The following is a 16,016-nucleotide window of genomic DNA, read 5'->3' as shown; positions in this document are numbered from 1 at the left end:
ACGACGGTCACCGCCGGCCGCGCGCGTCGGCGGCGGCGGCCGGGCCGGGCACCGAGGCGGCGGGGGCGGGGTCGTCGTCCCGGCGGGTCCGCCTCGGCCGCGCGAGCAGCGCCAGGCCGCACAGCAGCCCGCCCGCGCACGCGCCCACCACGGCGGTCACCTTCGACGACGCGGAGGTCGGCTCGGTCGGCTTGGACGCCTTCGAGAACTGCACGAGCTGGACATGGGTGCTGCCCTTGGCGGCGTTCGCCTGCCGGGTCAGCGCGCGGGAGACGGCGTTGGCCATGTCCGAGGCGAGACCGGGGCGCGAGGAGGTGGCCGACACGGCGACCATCGGAGCGTCCGGTGAGGTCGCCGCCTGCACGCTCCGCTGCAGGGTGCGCACCGGCACGCCCGCTCGCTCCCGCGCGTCCGCCAGCACCGTGAGCTGCGTGGCGACCCGGCCGTACGCCTGCGCGAAACCGAGGGCCGAGTTCACCTCGGTCTTCCCGGTCGGTACCGCGACGACGTAGCTGGTGGCCGTGTACGTCGGCGGGGTCAGCATGCCGTAGCCGCCGCCCGACAGGCCGCCGACGAGGGTGCCGGCCGCGAGCACGGACCAGGACGGCAGCCTCTTGAGAGGGGCCAGGGACAGGCGCCGCTTACGGGTGGGTGTGTCGGTCATGACGGACTTGCTCCCAAGGGTGAGAGGGACGACGAGCTGGAGACCGCTGCCGCATACACGTCCATGAGCCGGGCTGCGCTGCGGGTGATGCTGTAGCGGTGGGCGGCCTCGGGGGCCGTGCGCGGCCGGGGACCCGCCGCCCGGACCTCGGCGATCGCGCGGGCGTACGCCTCGGGGCCGCCGCGCACGCGCCGGGCCCCGGCGGCGGCCGACGGCGGCAGATCCTCGATCGCCGGGCAGGAGGTGTAGAGCACCGGCAGGCCGGACGCCAGCGCCTCCACGGCCGCCAGACCGAAGGCCTCCTCCGTGGACGGGGACGCCAGCACGTCCATCGCGGAGGTGAGCGAGGGCAGGTCGGGGCCGGGGGAGCCGTCGGGAACGTAGGGACGTTCCCCGGTGAACAGGACGCGCCCGGCCACGCCGGCCTCGTGTGCCGTGCGGCGCAGGACGTGCTCCTCGGGGCCGCTGCCCACCAGCAGCAGCCGGTGATCGTCCGGGAGGCGGGTGAGCGCGTGGACGAGGACGTCGAACCGCTTGCCCCGGGTGAGCCGGCCCACACCGCCGACGACGCACGCGTCCTCCGGCAGGCCGAGGCACCGGCGGGTGCGTTCACGCCGCTCCTGGTCGAAGCGGAAGCGGTCCAGGTCGATGCCGTTGGGGATGACCTCGATGCGGGGTGCGGGCACGCCCCAGCGCTTCAGGCGGTCGGCCACCGTCGGGGAGACGGCGACCGTCGCGGAGCCGAGGCGCTCGCTGGAGAGGTACAGCGCGCGCACCCCCGCCGTCAGCCTGCGGCCCTCCATCTGCGAGTCACCGAGGGAGTGTTCGGTGGCGACGACCGCACGGACCCCGGCGACGCGTGCGGCGAGACGGCCGTAGACACAGGCCCGGTACAGGTGCGTGTGCACCAGGTGGTAGCCGCCGGCGCGGATCAACCGGACCAGGCGCGGGAGCGCGGCCAGGTCGCGGTTGCCGCCCATGCCGAGATGCACGACGCGGACACCGTCGGCGGCGAGGCCCTCGGCGACCGCACCGGGGTTGGTGAGCGTCACGACGTCGCAGTCGACGGGCAGGTGGCGCAGCAGCAGACGCAGCTGCTGCTCGGCCCCGCCGACGCCGAGGCCGGTGATGACGTGCAGCGCCTTCATCACAGGCCCTCCACCGGGCGCCGGCGCAGCCGGTGCAGCCGGTGCTTGAGGTGCAGGCGCCAGGCCGTGTCGTGCTGGCCGACGTGCACGCGTGGCAGGGCGTGCCGGCCGGTCAGCGGGCCGGGATCGATGGCGCAGGCGTAGGCGTACCCCGCTTCCCGTACGGCCTCGACGGCGCGGACGTCGACCGTGCCGTACGGGTAGCAGAAGCCGCCGATCCGGGCGCCGAGCAGCTCCTCGAGCAGCGCGCGGCTCTCGGTGACCTCGCTCTTGAGGGTGAGGTCGTCCGCCCGGGTGAGGTCGACATGGGTCAGCCCGTGCGAGCCGATCTCCACGCCCTCGGCGGCCGCGTGCCGGATGCCGTCCGCGGTCAGCAGCGGCTTGCGCGGGCCGAGCGGGTCCCAGGCGTTGTCGCCGCCGAGCCGCCCGGGCAGGACGAAGAGGGTGGCGCCACAGCCCCAGCGGCGCAGCAGCGGCAGGGCGTCGGTGACGAAGTCGGCGTAGCCGTCGTCGAAGGTGAGCCCGACCAGATCCCGTCCCTCGCCCCGCGTGCGGGCGGCGAGCAGCTCGGCCACGGACACGCCCCGCAACCCCCGCCGGCGCAGCCACGCCAGCTGCCGGCCGAGCCGCCCGGGCGTGACCGTGATGCGGTACGGGTCGTCCGAGCAGTCGCCCACCGAGTGGTACATCGCCACCCACGGGATCGGACCCGGGCGCGGGGCGGGGAGTCTGCCGGTGTCGACGGAATCAACGGATGCGGCCATGTGTGAGCCTTCGTGTGACGGTGCGTACGGAGCGCAGTGCGGATGCGAAGCTCTGGGCGTCCGAGGCCCAGGCGAGGGGGACGAAGACGGCGATCACGGTCAGGCAGCCGGCCACCAGGCCCGCCACCGGGGACTGGAGCCGGCCGGCGACGAACGCCCCGGCGAGGGTGGCCACGACCGCCGCGCGTACCGGCCTGCTCAGCTCGGCCAGTACCGGCATGATGTGGATGGAGAGGCTGTGGGGGCCGTTTCGGGGCGTCCGCAGGCCGACGAGCAGCAGGGCGGCCGTGACGGTGATGCCGAGGGCGTTGGCGGCGGCGATCCCCGACACGCCCCAGGTACCCACGGTCGCGGCGCCGATCCAGGACGTCACGGCGATGCCCCCGGCCATCGCGCCGACGGGGTACCAGCTGGGCCGGCCCGCCGAGAAGTACGAGCGGGTCAGGGCGCCGACCAGGGTCTGGCCCAGCAGCCCGAGGGCGTACACGCGCATGACGTCGGCCGTGGCCGCGGTGTCGCTCGCGGTGAACGCGCCCCGCTGGAAGAGCAGTTCGACCATCTGCGGGGCGCAGGCGATCACCGCGCACATGCCCAGCAGCACCAGACAGGAGGCCACCGCCAGATCCCGCTGCACGCGGCTGCGGGCCCGCTCCGTGTCGCCGTCCGCGAGCGCCCGCGCCACCACCGGGAAGGTGACGGTGCACACCATCAGCGACAACGTCATCGGGATCTGCGCGACCTTCTGCGCGTAGTTCAGGTGCGAGATGGCCCCGGCGGGCAGGTGGGAGGCGAGGAAACGCTCGACGAGGACTTGCGACTGGCGGCACAGGGCGAACAGCAGCACGGCGGCGACCAGCGCGAGTTGCACCGGCCGGTCCGCGGCATCGGCCCCGGCCGCGCGCGGTGGGCGCGTGCGCGAGGTCAGCTGCCGCCAGAGCGAGGGAAGTTGTACCGCCACCATCAGACAGCCGCCCGCCGCGACCCCCATCGCGGCGGAACGCACGCCCCAGCGTGCGCCGAGCAGGAACATCGCGGCGATGATGCCGGTGTTGTAGGCGACGTAGATCGCCGCGGGAGCGAGGAAGCGGCGGTGCGCCCGCAGGGCGGCGCTGCAGTACCCGGCGAGCCCGAAGGCCAGCACGCAGGTCGCCGTGAGCCGGGTGCAGTCGGCGGCGAGCCGTGGGTCGGGCAGGCCGGGCGCCAGGGCCCGGACCAGGTAGGGAGCCGCGCCCGCGACCACCGCCGCCACCGCGGCGAAGGCGAGGCACAGGCGGGGCAGGGTGGCGACGACCAGGGCGCGGACCGGGTCGCCCGGGGCGCCCCGGGCCCGGCGGGCCAGCGCCATGCTGAACGCGGGGATCAGCACCAGCGCCATCCCGTCCTCGATGAGCAGGGTGGCGGCGAACTCGGGCACGGTCCACGCGACCAGGAAGGCGTCCGTGTCGCTCCCGGCACCGAACAGCCGCGCCAGCGCCTGGTCGCGCACCAGGCCCAGCACGGAACCGGCGATGGACAGCGACGCCGTGACGAGCGCGGCCCTGGCGAGGAACTTCCGGGAGGCCGAGGTCGCCTCGGTGCCGTCCCCGGCCGGGGTGGCGGCACGCGCCGAGGGCACGGTCGCCGCGCCGCCCGTTTCGGATCCGGGGGTGTGCGAGGGTCTCACCGTCATCGCGCCCCGGCCTCCTCGACGCGCTCGCGTACCCCGCCCCCAGGCAGGACGTCCCCCCGCTCGTCGCCGGCCAGCGCCCACCACGCCACCAGCCCCAGGGCCATGGCGGTCAGCACGGTCGAGGGGCCGCCGATGTCCCCGTACACGAAGTCGGTCAGCAGCCAGACCAGCAGCCCGCAGGAGACGAGCGCGCAGTCGGCTCCAGGTCCGCGGTCGCGGCCACGCAGCAACCCCCGCAGTCCGCACACCAGCAGCGCCAGCCAGCTCCCGGCCAGCCCCAGCAGCCCGACCAGGCCCTGCTCGCTCAGCACCAGCAGGTACATGTTGTGCGGCGACAGCAGCGGCTGCCTGTGGTACGCCGCGCCCGCGCCCGCGATCTCGGCGCCCGACGACAGCGCCAGGGTGGCGTGCCCGTCCCGGTACTGCGGAAAACCCTTCAGCCCGACACCGGTCAGCGGGTGTTGGCGCCACATGTCGGTGGCGGACGCCCACAGGGTGTACCGGTCGATGACGGACTGGTCGGGCGCGTGGGTGACCTGCGTGATGCTGGTGATCCGCTGCTGCAGCAACGCCGTGCCGACCCCGAAGCCGCCCACCAGGATCACGCCCGCGGCGGCCGCGGCGGCGGCCACCTTCAGGGCGCGCCGCAGCCCGGCCGTCACCAGCTGCACGGTGCAGGTCAGCGCCGTCGCGATCCACGCGCCCCGGCTGAAGGAGACCGCGAGCGGGGCCAGCAGAGCCAGAGCGCACCCGGCGGCGATCGCCCGCTGCCGTACGGACGCCCGGCCCAGTGCGATCCCGACCGCGCACACCAGGCCGAGAGAGACCGCTGTCGCCATGCCCATCACGTCCTGCGGCCCGAACGTGCCGACCGCCCGGATGTCCTCGCCCTGGTAGGAGGCGCCGGTCCGGGTGACGTACTGGTGCACGCCGAGGGCGCCCTGGCACAGTGCCAGCCCCACGAACGACCAGGCCAGCACCCGGAAGTCGGCACGGTCGCGGATCAGCAGCAGCACGGCCGCCGGGACGAGCACGAAGATCTGCAGATAGCGGCCGAGGCCGGCGAGCCCGGTCTCCGGCGAGGACGCCCCCATGGCGGCGAGCGCGAGTCCCACGACGGGAAGGCCGAGTACGACGGCCGCCGTGCGCGACAGCGGGCGCCGCCGTTCGCGCAGGACGCGGATCACGCAGTACACCACCAGTAGCCCGGAGACCACGTCGGCGGGGCCCGCGCCACCCGGCGTCAGCGGCAGGGCCAGCACGGCGAACACGGCCACCGCGGGCAGGACCGGCGCCGGCGTGGCGGCCCGGCGGGGGAGCGGTGTCAGGGCGTGGCTCACGGCTCAGCTCCCCGTCGGGCGCACCAGCGAGGCCGCGGTGCGCAGCAGAATGCAGACGTCCTGCCACAGCGACCAGTTGTCGATGTAGGCGTTGTCGAACCGGCTGCGGTCCTCGATCGAGGTGTCACCGCGCAACCCGTGGATCTGGGCGAGGCCGGTGATGCCGGTCCGCATGCGGTGGCGGGCCGCGTAGCCGGGGTAGGTCTGGCTGAACTGCGCGACGAAGTAAGGGCGTTCGGGGCGGGGGCCGACCAGGCTCATGTCGCCCCTGAGCACGTTCCACAGCTGGAGCAGCTCGTCGAGCGAGGTGCGCCGCAACATACGGCAGAACCAGCGCATCTCGTTCTCGTTCGCCACGCTCCACCGGGTCGCCGACTCGTGCTCGTCCACCGGACGATGCGTACGGAACTTCAGCAGGGTGAACGGCCTCCCGTTCCTGCCGATGCGCTCCTGCCGGAACACCACGCCCGGTCCGTCGCTGATCCGCAGCACCGCCGCACACACCAGCAGCAGAGGGCTGACCAGCAGCAGCAACGTCCCCGACACGAGGATGTCGAGCATCCGTTTGCCCACGCTGTCGCGGCGTGCCGGGGACATGTCCAGACGTCGGCAGGAGAACCCGGCAAGCCGCTCCCTCGCCGCGTACGACGGGGAGTCGGCGTCGACTTCCCACACCACGCAGCCCGACGCGGTTAGCTCCCTCAGCAGCGATCCCTGTCCGGTGCGTACGGAGGGGTGAACGGTCAGCACCGCCCGCACCCCGTTCTGGATGACCGCCCGCTTGACCTCCTCGCCGGTCGTCAGCACCGGCAGGCTCTCGGTGCCGTCCGCCTTCTCGGCGACGATCCCCACCGGCCGCACGCCGCACCGAGGGTGCCGCAGCATGGCGGCGGCCACACGCTGCGCGGTCGCCACCGGGCCGACCAGGAGTGCGGTGTGCGGGTGGCGCAGCAGTGCGGCGCGCCGCCGCCCGTGCACGGCGCCGCGCAGCGCGCAGCCCGCCGCCGCCTGCAGGGCGAAACCCGTCAGCACGGTGCCGACGGACAGGGCCCGCTCCGGCCGGTACGCGGCCACCAGCGCGGCGAGCACCAGCCAGACCACCGCGACGCGGCCCCACAGGGCGGGTAGTTCCTCCAGCAGCGCCGGCACCGGCGGCCGGACGCAGCGGGGGCGCAGCAGCAGTGATGCGACGATCAGCAGGGCCACGAGCAGCGGGTGCTGCTGCTCCTCGGTGAGCGCCAGGGCGCCCGGCAGGGCGGCGACGCCGTCCGCGACGAGCAGCGGCATCGGGGAGTCCGGCCGCGCCCAGGGCCGCGGGGCGGGCGGCCGGTGAGTGGTGGCCGTGCCGCGTTGCGGCAGGACCGAGACCGGCGAGGATGGATGGTCCAGCGGCGGTACGCCGGGGGCGGGGGCGGTACGTTCGGCGGTCACGATGGGTTCGACTCCCTGTGCTCGGTGGACGCGACGCGCGGTGTGGTCTGGTTCGCCTCGGCGCGCTCGACCGCTCGGGACGGGCGCGCCTCTTCGGTTGCGGGCCTGCCGAGCAGGTCGCGGTAGCAGTGCGCGACGGCCTCGGCGGTGTGCCGCACGTCATGGGCCGACAGCACATGCCGACGGGCCCGCTCGCCGAGCGACTCGCGCAGCGGCGGGTCGAGCAGCAACGCCGTGACGGCCCCGGCCAGCACCACCGGGTCGTCCGGGGGGACCAGGCACCGGGTGGTGAAGGAGGACGGCAGGCTCTCGCGGGCGCCGTCGACGTCCGTGACGACCACGGGCCGAGCGCAGGCCATCGCCTCCAGCGGGGCCAGCGCCATGCCCTCCCAGCGGGACGGCAGGACCACGAGATCGGCGGCCTGGTACCAGGGGGCGGCGTCGGCGACGGCTCCCGCGAACAGCACGGTCGCCGGGGCGTCTTCGCGCAGCCGGTCGTGGTCCGGCCCGTCGCCGACCAGGACGAGGCGGGCGTCGGGCACCTCGCGCACGACGGCGTCCCACGCCCGCAGGAGGACGTCCTGTCCTTTCTGCCGGCACAGCCGCCCCACGCAGACTACGAGCGGCGCGGCCGGGGGGAGACCGGCGAGCGGTGCGAGCCCGGCCCGCACGGCGCCGGCGGCGGCCCGGTGGAAGCGTTCGGGGTCGATGCCGTTGGGGACGACGACCCACCGGCCGGCGATCCCGGCGCCCACGCCGGTGGCGCGCTCCGCCTCGCTCACGCACAGCACCCGGGCGGCCCAGCGCGCCCCCCATCGCTCCCATCGGAGCGCGAGGCCTCCGGTGACCCCGCCGGCCGCCTCGAACGACCAGGCGTGCGGCTGGAAGACCGTCGGAATCCGCCCGCGCACCGCGAGCCGCCCGGCGAGCCCGGCCTTCGAACTGTGCGCGTGCACCAGGTCGGGGCGTACCTCGTCGATCAGCCGCGCGAGATGCCGCACCTCCCGCACGAGCGACGGACCCGGCGACCGCGTCGCGTGCCACTGCCGTACGTGCGCGCCGAGCGCCCGCAGCTCCGCGGAGAGCGCGCTGTCGGGGCAGGCGACGGTGATGTGCAGACCGTCCGCCAGCTGTGCTCGGACCAGGTCCGTCACCACGCGCGCGACCCCGCCCTCCACCGGCTGGGTGAGATGCAGGACGCGCGGCCGGGGGCCGGCGGACGACAGCGGCATGTGCGCGGCTTTCCCGCGCCTCGGGAGGGGCGGCTCCGCGGTCACCGCCGGGCGTCCACGGCGGCGAGGAGGACACCGGCCCACGCCGCGTTCCGCCGGGATCTCAGCCGGAAGGTCAGCTGGTCACCGGCGTGCTTCAGGCCTCTGCCAAGATCGAACACGTCGGAGTCGTAGCCGAGGGTGTTGGCGTAGGCCGGTACACGCGCCGGGGGTCTCCCCTCTGGCTCGCTGATGGTGGAGTTCAGGAAGTCGCCACGGGGATTCGCCGGGTTGGTGAGGGCGGTGGAGGTGGAGCCGGGCCGGCCGGTCGCCAGGGTGAGCGAGTCGCCGGTGACACCGCGGTCGCCGTTGTACGCCACCACTCCCGCGCGGCCTCTCGCGCCCGCCGCGAAGTGCAGGCCGCCCAGCCGGATCTCTCGTCCCGAGCCGGACCTCAGCGATGCGAAGCCGTCCCAGAGGGCGATGTCCCGCAGCGGCTCCCCCGGGTTCCGGTACGCCACCACCAGGGTCCAGCCGCCCCACGCCCCGGCCCCCGACCTGCCGCTCGCCACGTTGACCTGCGCCACCGTGTACAGGCCCGGCCCGCTGTTCCGTACCAGCCGCGTCACGTCCGCCGAGGCCTGGAAGGCGTCCGCGCCGTCTGCCACGCGGTGTCCGATCACCGTGTCCGCGAGGACCTCCTTGTACTTCCCGCCGGGCTCGGCGATCAGCACCCGCCCGTTGTCCTTGGACGGCTTCTGCTCGCCCACGCGCAGGTTGCCGCCCCAGTACAGGCGGGCGTACGTCACTCGGGAGCCGTGTGGCAGGCGGACCTCCGCGCGGGAGGAGTTGTAGGTGTTCGGGTCGTGGTCCACGTCGATGTAGAACATGTCGAAGCCGCCGTTCACCCCGCGCCCGCCCGCCCGCGCGCGCTTGCACCTCTTGGCCGTGCGGCAGGTGATGGAGGCGTTGGCCGCGCGCGTGATGCCGCCGTGCTGGTGCGCGCGGTACCGCGGGGCGAACGCGAGGCTGCGCGCCTCCGGCGCGACCGGCGCGGCAGCCGTGGCGCCGTCGGGCGCCCAGAACGCGGCAAGGGAGAGGACGCCCACCGTCGCACGGCGAAGCAGCGGACCCGGGGTTTGGCGCATGACCGTCGTTGCCCTTTCGGAACAGGTGGCGGTGGTGGCAGCGGCACGAGTTGATCTGGCACCGAAAGAGATGTGCCGGAAGATTCGCGACTTTAGTCATCAAACGTATAAATCCGGCAGAATCGCGTGATATCGGCAAGTGTGTCGGAAGCGTGGAGGCGGTCTTCCGTCCCGACACCACCCCTTTGGCGTAACACCCCGGAGTGGTACGGCACGTTGACACCGGAGCCGGGCAGCTCGCCCGGGCGCCTTGCGCCAATTCCAAAGGAGCGCTTCTCCATGTCCCTTATCGCCAAGGGCCTGATCCTCACCTCCGTCGCTGCCGCGGCCGCCGCCGGCGCCGCCGGCACCGCTTCCGCCGGCAGCGGCGCGAGCGGAACCGCCGCCCAGTCCCCGGGCCTTGCGTCGGGCAATCTCGCCCAGGTCCCGATCCACGTTCCGGTCAACGCCTGCGGCAACACCGTCAACGGCCTCGGTCTGATGAACCCGGCGACCGACAATCTCTGCCTCAACCGCTGACCTCCGCGACCATCCGGCGTCCCGCCGGCCCCGGCGCTCTCCGGTCCTGTCGCTGCCCGAGAGCCGGTCCTCGGAGATCTCATATGAGGACTCGCCGTCTTCCGCGCCTCGGGTTACCGCCCCGGTCGGCGCTCGTTAGGCACGGCGACAAACTCACCCGCCGGCAACCCGCGTTGCCGAAGAAAGGAACACGATGAAGTCCCTGAAGGTTGCCGCCGTCCTTGCCGGGTCCTTGATCGCCACCGGTGTGGCCGCGCCCGCGTTCGCCGCAGGCGCCACCGACTCGGTGCCCACCGGCCTCAGTGGCGCCATCGACACCACGGCCCCCCTCGATGTGACGCGTCTGCAGCACGAGCGGGACGTGCTCGGCATCGAGGGCAAGGACTCGCTGGTTCACACGGCGAAGGAGGCCGCGACCGCGGTGAAGGACACCAAGCCGGTGCACGGCGGCCTGGTGCTGTAGGGCTGGGACCATGCCGCACGGAGGCGGCCCTCGGCGGGTTCGAGGGCCGCCTCTCCATGTGCGCGGCCAGTGCCACCGCCCTCCCGGCCCAGGCCTGCGGACTCCTCTGGCACACGTCGCCCCCGGTGACGGCTTCGACCGCGTCGACGGCGTGCCCACCTCGCCGCTCGGCCGCCGGTGATCACCCTTCTGGCCGCGTGCGGTGACCGCGCGGGGCATTCGGCAGTTACGGATCCGGACAAATCGGACCGGACGAGGAGTGAACCATGGTCGTCAGCGTCGGTGGACAATCGGCGGGTGCCGAGGACGGAGCAGGGGGCCCGGTGCGGCCGGGACCGGCGGGCAGAACACGGCGGAATGCGGCGCGGCGTCTGCTCGCCTGCGCCCTCGCCGTCGTCCTGGCCCCCATGGCCGAGGCGTGCCGCTCTTCGCGGCCGGGAGCCGGACCCGGGAACAAGTCCGGCGACACCGCCTTCGACCAGACCCATCGCGGCAGCCGCATCCGGGGTATGTGGACCCCCGCCCGCGGCACGGCCGCGAGCGGTCAGTGGCACGTCACCGTGGACGGCCGCCCACTGCAACTGATGCGCCGTGCCGACGACACCTGGCTGAGCATGCTCGACCACTACCGGTCGTACCGGACACCGGTCGAGGCCGCCCGCGCCGCCGTCGAGGAACTCGGCCCGGGACGGCGGCTGCGCGACCTCGGCCAGGACACGGGCGGCGCGGGACACCCGCACACGGGGGGTCGGCATGGCGTACGTGCGTAAGGACGTCGGCACGCTCACGAGGGACGAGACGCGCCGGTTCGTCAACGCGCTGCTTGAGGTCAAGCGGCAAGGGCAGTACGACGAGTTCGTGCGAACCCACATGCGGTACTTCACCTCTGACGGCGAGCAGGGACTGCGTACCGCGCACATGGCGCCCTCCTTCCTGCCCTGGCATCGCCGGTTCCTGCTCGATCTGGAGGACGCGCTGCGCCGTGTGGACTCCTCGGTGACCGTTCCGTACTGGGACTGGACGCGTGATCGCACGACCACATCCCTCCCCTGGACGGCGGACCTCCTCGGCGGGGACGGGCGCCGCTCCGACCGCCAGGTGATGACCGGCCCGTTCGCCTATCGGGAGGGGAACTGGACCATCAAGGTGGGCGTGACCGACGAGGTGTTCCTCGCCCGGGACCTCGGCCACTCGCGCGATCCGATCGACCTGCCCACGAGGAGCGACCTGGAGTGGGCCCTGGACGATCCCACCTACGACGTAGCGCCCTGGAACTCGACGGTCACACGAGGTTTCCGCAACAAACTGGAGGGCTGGGGCGCCGGGCGGGGCAGCGCCTCCTGGCGCAACCACAACCGGGTGCACCGCTGGGTCGGCGGGACCATGCTCGGCGCCGCCTCCGTCAACGACCCCGTCTTCTGGTTGCACCACGCCTTCATCGACCTGCAGTGGTATCGCTGGCAGAGTCGGCACGGCGGGGCCCGCTATCTTCCCGAGACACCGCCGGGCCCCGGCGAGGCGCAGCACGACCGGATCGTGGCACGGCACCAGAAGCTGCCGCCGTGGGACGTGACTCCGGACGAACTGGAAGACGTCGGCCACATCTACGGGTACGCGTGAGCTGACGCGGACGCATGGGTCGTGGGGTCGTTCACCGTGCGGCGCCGAGTCTGAATTCCTCGAATTTCCCGCCGCTGGGCACCAGGTGGCGACAGAGCGCTCACGGATCGGCACCGTATTCGGGTGATAAATGAGGCGGGTCTCTCGCCTTACTCCATCTGTGGCAATTTGTGGCTATACGGGTGAAGGCGCGAATCCTCATGCTGGAGAGGTCGTTGGTCACGGTGTTGACTCCTGCTCACGGGGATTCCGCAACGGCGGTACTCCATCGCAGAAAACCGAAGGGAAGAAATTCCGTGTCGAAGATCAGCTTTGCAGAGCTTGAGGGCCTGACGGGCGAGATGCTGCCGGAGCGCGCGGTGCTGTCCGCCTTCTACGGTGGTGGCGGCGACGACGGTGGCAGCAACATCGTCAGCAACCCGGTCTGCGCGACCCAGGCCTTCCAGCCGGCCGGCATCCTGACCATCCTCGGGAGCCAGGGCCAGCAGCAGAGCTGCCACGCCTCCGTGGCCAGCACCACTTTCTAGTAGTGGCGGCAGCGGCCGGGGTATTGTCCCCGGCCGCTGTTCTCATGTCCCCCCAGCTCATGAGGGCGTCTGCTTCCGGCTCGGGCTGTGAGTTTCGTCCGGAGCCGCGGCGCTGGCGGCGGAAGCGACGTCGGCCGGCTCGCCGGGGAAGAGGGGGCAGCGGCCGCCAAGCGCTCCACGCGACTCATACCGCGTCCCACGCGGAGCGGTCACAGATCGACACTCTGCATTGAGCCGGCAAAAGGTGCCTGTCCCTTCGCTTGCTCCATCTGTGGCAACTTCTGGCTATACGGGTGAAGGCACGAACCAGCTTGCTGGAGAGGTCGTTGGTCAGGGTGTTCAATTCTGCTCACGGGGATTCCGCAAGGGCGGGACTCCATCGCAGAAAACCGAAGGGAAGAAATTCCGTGTCGAAGATCAGCTTTGAAGAGCTTGAGGGTCTGACGGGCGAGATGCTGCCGGAGCGTGCGGTGCTGTCCGCCTTCTACGGTGGTGGCGGCGACGACGGCTACGGTGGCGACCACGGTGGCGACCACGGCGGCGACCACGGCGGCGACCACGGTGGCGACAATGGCGGCAGCAACATCGTCAGCAACCCGGTCTGCGCGACCCAGCAGTTCCAGCCCGCCGGCATCCTGACCATCCTCGGGAGCCAGGGCCAGCAGCAGAGCTGCCACGCCTCCGTGGCCAGCACCACCTTCTAGTAGTGGCGGCAGCGGCCGGGGCACCTTGTCCCCGGCCGCTGTTCTCATGTCGGCCCCTGCTCATGAGGGCGTCTGCTTTCGGCTCGGGCTGTGAGTTTCGTCCGGAGCCGCTGGTGCTGCGGGCGGAAGCGACGCCGGCCGGCTCGCCGGGAAAGACGGGGCGGCGGCCTCCAAGCGCTCCACGCGACTCATACCGCGTCCCACGCGGAGCGGTCACAGATCGGCACTCCGCATTGAGCCGGCAAAAGGTGCCTGTCCCTTCGCTTGCTCCATCTGTGGCAACTTTTGGCTATACGGGTGAAGGCGCGAATCTGCTTGCTGGAGAGGTCGTTGGTCAGGGTGTTCAATTCTGCTCACGGGGATTCCGCAGTGGCGGGAACTCCATCGCAGAAAACCGAAGGGAAGTAACTCCGTGTCGAAGATCAGCTTTGAAGAGCTTGAGGGTCTGACGGGCGAGATGCTGCCGGAGCGTGCGGTGCTGTCCGCCTTCTACGGTGGCGGCGGCGACGACGGCGGCAGCAACATCGTCAGCAACCCGGTCTGCGCGACCCAGCAGTTCCAGCCCGCGGGCATCCTCGAGATCCTCGGAAGCCAGGGCCAGCAGCAGAGCTGCCACGCCTCCGTGGCCAGCACCACCTTCTAGTAGTGGCGGCAGCGGCCGGGGCACCCAGTCCCCGGCCGCTGTCCTCATGTCGGACCCTGCTCATGAAGGCGTGTGCTTTCGGCGCCCGAAGCGGCGCCGGGCGACGCGCCGGATGCCACGGTCCGGCGGTAACAGCACACTTCACCTTCGACTTCGCGCAGGCGGTGCCATACGCGGTAACGGTGACGGAGCCACGGTCACCATGCCCACCGGGCAGGTGTGCCGCATGCCGAGGGCACGCCGGGTTGCCAGGCGCTGGGCCTCGACTCCGAAACCATCGGCACGACGAGCGTGTCGGCTGCGTTCGTCGCCACCAGAGGCGCACGGCTCCCCGCACCGGCCACGCTCACCGTGACAGAGGTACCGGTGCACCGGAAACGCCCTGCAGTCGGGACTGCGGACGGCGGCTCGGGAACGCGTCCATCGCGCGCGGCGGAGCACAAACGGGGCCGGCCGCCGCGAGGCCCCGGCGGGAGAACTATCCCCCTTGGGAGATCGCCATCAGTACGCAAGCACCCACGCCGGTTCAGTCGGTTCCGCCTGCCCCCGACGGGGCAGTGCCCATGCTCACCGAGGGAACCGAGCTGGTAGGCGAGTTCGCCGGTTCCGGATACCGCCAGCCACCCCACCTGGTGCACCGTTTCGACGGGCAGGTCATCCAACTGCCCGACATGCTCTACGAGACCGCCAGGAGTCTGGAGCGACACCAGGCCGAGGCGACCAGTTCGGGCGACGGCCGTCAGCTCCTTGACCGTGTGGCGCAGGAACTCACCCGGACCACGGGTCGTACGTTCGCCGCCGACCATGTGGCGTTCGTGCTCGACAACAAGCTCGCACCCCTCGGGATCACCACGCGAAGCGACGGCACCCTCGCCGAGTTCACCAAGACCCAGCACTCTTTCCTCGGCCTCCGCCACCGCACCGCGGTGGTATCCGAAAACGGCTCCTGGATCGTCGCGGGGCTCTTTTCCTGGCTTTTCCAGCCCCTTCTCGTGCTTTTGGCCGTATCGACGTTCCTGGCGACCGAGATCTATCTGTTCGGAACTCAGGACGCCGGCCTCGCCATGATTGCGGTGATGTCCGAGCCCAGCGGCACCCTCACCATGATCGGACTGGCTCTGGCGTCTGCCGCCTTCCACGAGATCGGCCACGCCGCGGCTTGCCGTTACGGGAAAGTGCGCCCCGGGGTCATGGGGTGCGGGCTCTATCTGGTGTGGCCGGCTTTCTACACGGACGTCACCAATTCCTACCGGCTTGACCGCGTCGGACGACTGCGCACCGACCTGGGCGGCGTCTACTTCAACAGCCTGTTCGTCCTCGGTCTGATCGCGCTGCACCTGCACAGTCCGTCCCCGGTACTGCTGGCGGCGATCCTGCTCGTCAACCTGGAGATGTTCCAGCAGTTGCTGCCGACCCTGCGTTTCGACGGCTACTACATCATCTCGGACCTGGTCGGCATCCCGGACCTGTTCAAGTACATCGGCCCCATCCTCCGCCGCACTCTCCTGCGACGCCCACCGGAGGAGCGGCTCCAGGCCCTCAAGCGGTGGCCCCAGGTCGTCGTCACCATCTGGGTCCTCACGGTGCTGCCCGCCCTGGGACTGCAACTCGGCATGATCGTCTTCCGCCTGCCCCAGATGGCGACCACGGCGTGGGCCTCCGCCATCACGCTCGTCAGCAGGTCAGTCACCAGCACCACACCCGTGCTGAGCACCGCTGCGGCCTGCGTGCAGATCCTCTTCCTCGTGCTGCCGCTGTTCGGCGCCCTGCTCGTCCTGTGGAACCTGGGGAATTCGGCGGTCCAGTTGCTGCGCCGGCACTTCGGCAGGCACACGCCCCGCACCGAGGGCCACCGGCACGGAACCCTGTCACCGCTGCTGTGGGGGGTCGTGGGCACCGCCGCCGCCCTCGGCCTGGCCTACCTGCTGTGGATCCTGATCCGCCCGGTGGTGTCCAAGGACCACGCGGCTCCCAGCCGTGCCATCCGATCACACCCGACGGTCGCTCCGGAAACGCCATCGGCCGCAGGGTCCCGCCCGGCAGATCCCGCGCTGCCCGCCGGCTCCACCAGCGCCGGCCATGGTCGCGTCATGCTGTGAAACGCGATGGCCGTCATGCGATATGGGCGGCCAACGAGTCGGCTCGGGGAATCCGGGATCGCGGTG

17 protein-coding genes are annotated in these 16,016 nt (G+C 72.1%); 9 read left to right on the top strand and 8 right to left on the bottom strand.

Annotated features, from left to right (window positions below; genetic code table 11):
- Positions 1-7 precede the first annotated feature (7 nt).
- The 8 genes from ABZ079_RS00705 to ABZ079_RS00670 are packed head-to-tail and all read right to left on the bottom strand — an operon-like array spanning position 8 to position 9,375.
- Positions 8-664 (bottom strand): lipopolysaccharide biosynthesis protein, encoded by a 657-nt coding sequence (locus ABZ079_RS00705; RefSeq protein ID WP_356937185.1) that lies wholly within the window; start codon positions 662-664, stop codon positions 8-10.
- Positions 661-1,812, bottom strand: coding sequence for a glycosyltransferase (locus ABZ079_RS00700; RefSeq protein WP_356937184.1), 1,152 nt, complete (start codon positions 1,810-1,812; stop codon positions 661-663). Before ABZ079_RS00700 ends, ABZ079_RS00705 begins: the two co-directional genes overlap by 4 nt.
- A complete protein-coding gene (locus ABZ079_RS00695; protein ID WP_356937183.1) occupies positions 1,812-2,576 on the bottom strand; it encodes a polysaccharide deacetylase family protein in 765 nt (254 codons plus the stop codon). The genes ABZ079_RS00700 and ABZ079_RS00695 overlap by 1 nt, the downstream gene beginning before the upstream one ends.
- Positions 2,560-4,245 carry a lipid II flippase MurJ gene (locus tag ABZ079_RS00690; protein WP_356937182.1) on the bottom strand — a complete coding sequence of 562 codons (1,686 nt, stop codon included), beginning with the start codon at positions 4,243-4,245 and terminating at the stop codon, positions 2,560-2,562. Before ABZ079_RS00690 ends, ABZ079_RS00695 begins: the two co-directional genes overlap by 17 nt.
- Positions 4,242-5,585: an O-antigen ligase family protein gene (locus ABZ079_RS00685; RefSeq protein WP_356937181.1), complete on the bottom strand. Its 1,344-nt coding sequence runs from the start codon at positions 5,583-5,585 to the stop codon at positions 4,242-4,244. Before ABZ079_RS00685 ends, ABZ079_RS00690 begins: the two co-directional genes overlap by 4 nt.
- A 3-nt stretch (positions 5,586-5,588) precedes the next feature.
- Positions 5,589-7,016, bottom strand: a complete 1,428-nt coding sequence (locus tag ABZ079_RS00680) for an exopolysaccharide biosynthesis polyprenyl glycosylphosphotransferase (protein ID WP_356937180.1) — start codon at positions 7,014-7,016, stop codon at positions 5,589-5,591.
- The gene (locus ABZ079_RS00675) at positions 7,013-8,248 is read right to left on the bottom strand and encodes a glycosyltransferase (protein ID WP_356937179.1); all 1,236 of its coding nucleotides are present in this window, start codon (positions 8,246-8,248) and stop codon (positions 7,013-7,015) included. Before ABZ079_RS00675 ends, ABZ079_RS00680 begins: the two co-directional genes overlap by 4 nt.
- A gap of 41 nt (positions 8,249-8,289) precedes the next feature.
- Complete coding sequence (locus ABZ079_RS00670) at positions 8,290-9,375, bottom strand: DUF3344 domain-containing protein (RefSeq protein ID WP_356937178.1); 1,086 nt, start codon at positions 9,373-9,375, stop codon at positions 8,290-8,292.
- Between ABZ079_RS00670 and ABZ079_RS00665 the strand changes: the two genes are divergently transcribed.
- From ABZ079_RS00665 to ABZ079_RS00625, 9 genes are all read left to right on the top strand, one after another.
- Entirely contained in the window at positions 9,374-9,505 is a 132-nt protein-coding gene (locus ABZ079_RS00665; RefSeq protein WP_356937177.1) for a hypothetical protein, read from the top strand. The genes ABZ079_RS00670 and ABZ079_RS00665 overlap by 2 nt on opposite strands.
- Positions 9,506-9,654: 149 nt before the next feature.
- On the top strand, positions 9,655-9,894 hold the full coding sequence (locus ABZ079_RS00660; RefSeq protein ID WP_356937176.1) for a chaplin: 240 nt from the start codon (positions 9,655-9,657) through the stop codon (positions 9,892-9,894).
- 193 nt (positions 9,895-10,087) lie between these two features.
- Positions 10,088-10,357, top strand: a complete 270-nt coding sequence (locus ABZ079_RS00655) for a hypothetical protein (RefSeq protein ID WP_356937175.1) — start codon at positions 10,088-10,090, stop codon at positions 10,355-10,357.
- 266 nt (positions 10,358-10,623) lie between these two features.
- On the top strand, positions 10,624-11,127 hold the full coding sequence (locus tag ABZ079_RS00650) for a tyrosinase family oxidase copper chaperone (protein ID WP_356937174.1): 504 nt from the start codon (positions 10,624-10,626) through the stop codon (positions 11,125-11,127).
- Positions 11,111-11,977 carry a tyrosinase family protein gene (locus ABZ079_RS00645; protein ID WP_356937173.1) on the top strand — a complete coding sequence of 289 codons (867 nt, stop codon included), beginning with the start codon at positions 11,111-11,113 and terminating at the stop codon, positions 11,975-11,977. Before ABZ079_RS00650 ends, ABZ079_RS00645 begins: the two co-directional genes overlap by 17 nt.
- Positions 11,978-12,273: 296 nt before the next feature.
- The gene (locus tag ABZ079_RS00640) at positions 12,274-12,504 is read left to right on the top strand and encodes a hypothetical protein (RefSeq protein WP_356937172.1); all 231 of its coding nucleotides are present in this window, start codon (positions 12,274-12,276) and stop codon (positions 12,502-12,504) included.
- A gap of 407 nt (positions 12,505-12,911) precedes the next feature.
- Complete coding sequence (locus tag ABZ079_RS00635; RefSeq protein WP_356937171.1) at positions 12,912-13,208, top strand: hypothetical protein; 297 nt, start codon at positions 12,912-12,914, stop codon at positions 13,206-13,208.
- A gap of 412 nt (positions 13,209-13,620) precedes the next feature.
- Positions 13,621-13,851, top strand: coding sequence for a hypothetical protein (locus tag ABZ079_RS00630; RefSeq protein WP_356937170.1), 231 nt, complete (start codon positions 13,621-13,623; stop codon positions 13,849-13,851).
- 563 nt (positions 13,852-14,414) lie between these two features.
- Positions 14,415-15,950 (top strand): hypothetical protein, encoded by a 1,536-nt coding sequence (locus tag ABZ079_RS00625; protein ID WP_356937169.1) that lies wholly within the window; start codon positions 14,415-14,417, stop codon positions 15,948-15,950.
- Positions 15,951-16,016 lie beyond the last annotated feature (66 nt).

Origin of the sequence: Streptomyces sp. NPDC006314 (assembly GCF_040613075.1) — a bacterium.
Lineage (GTDB): Bacteria > Actinomycetota > Actinomycetes > Streptomycetales > Streptomycetaceae > Streptomyces.
Note: the sequence above shows the minus strand (reverse complement) of the source record. Positions and strands in the feature narration are given on the sequence as shown.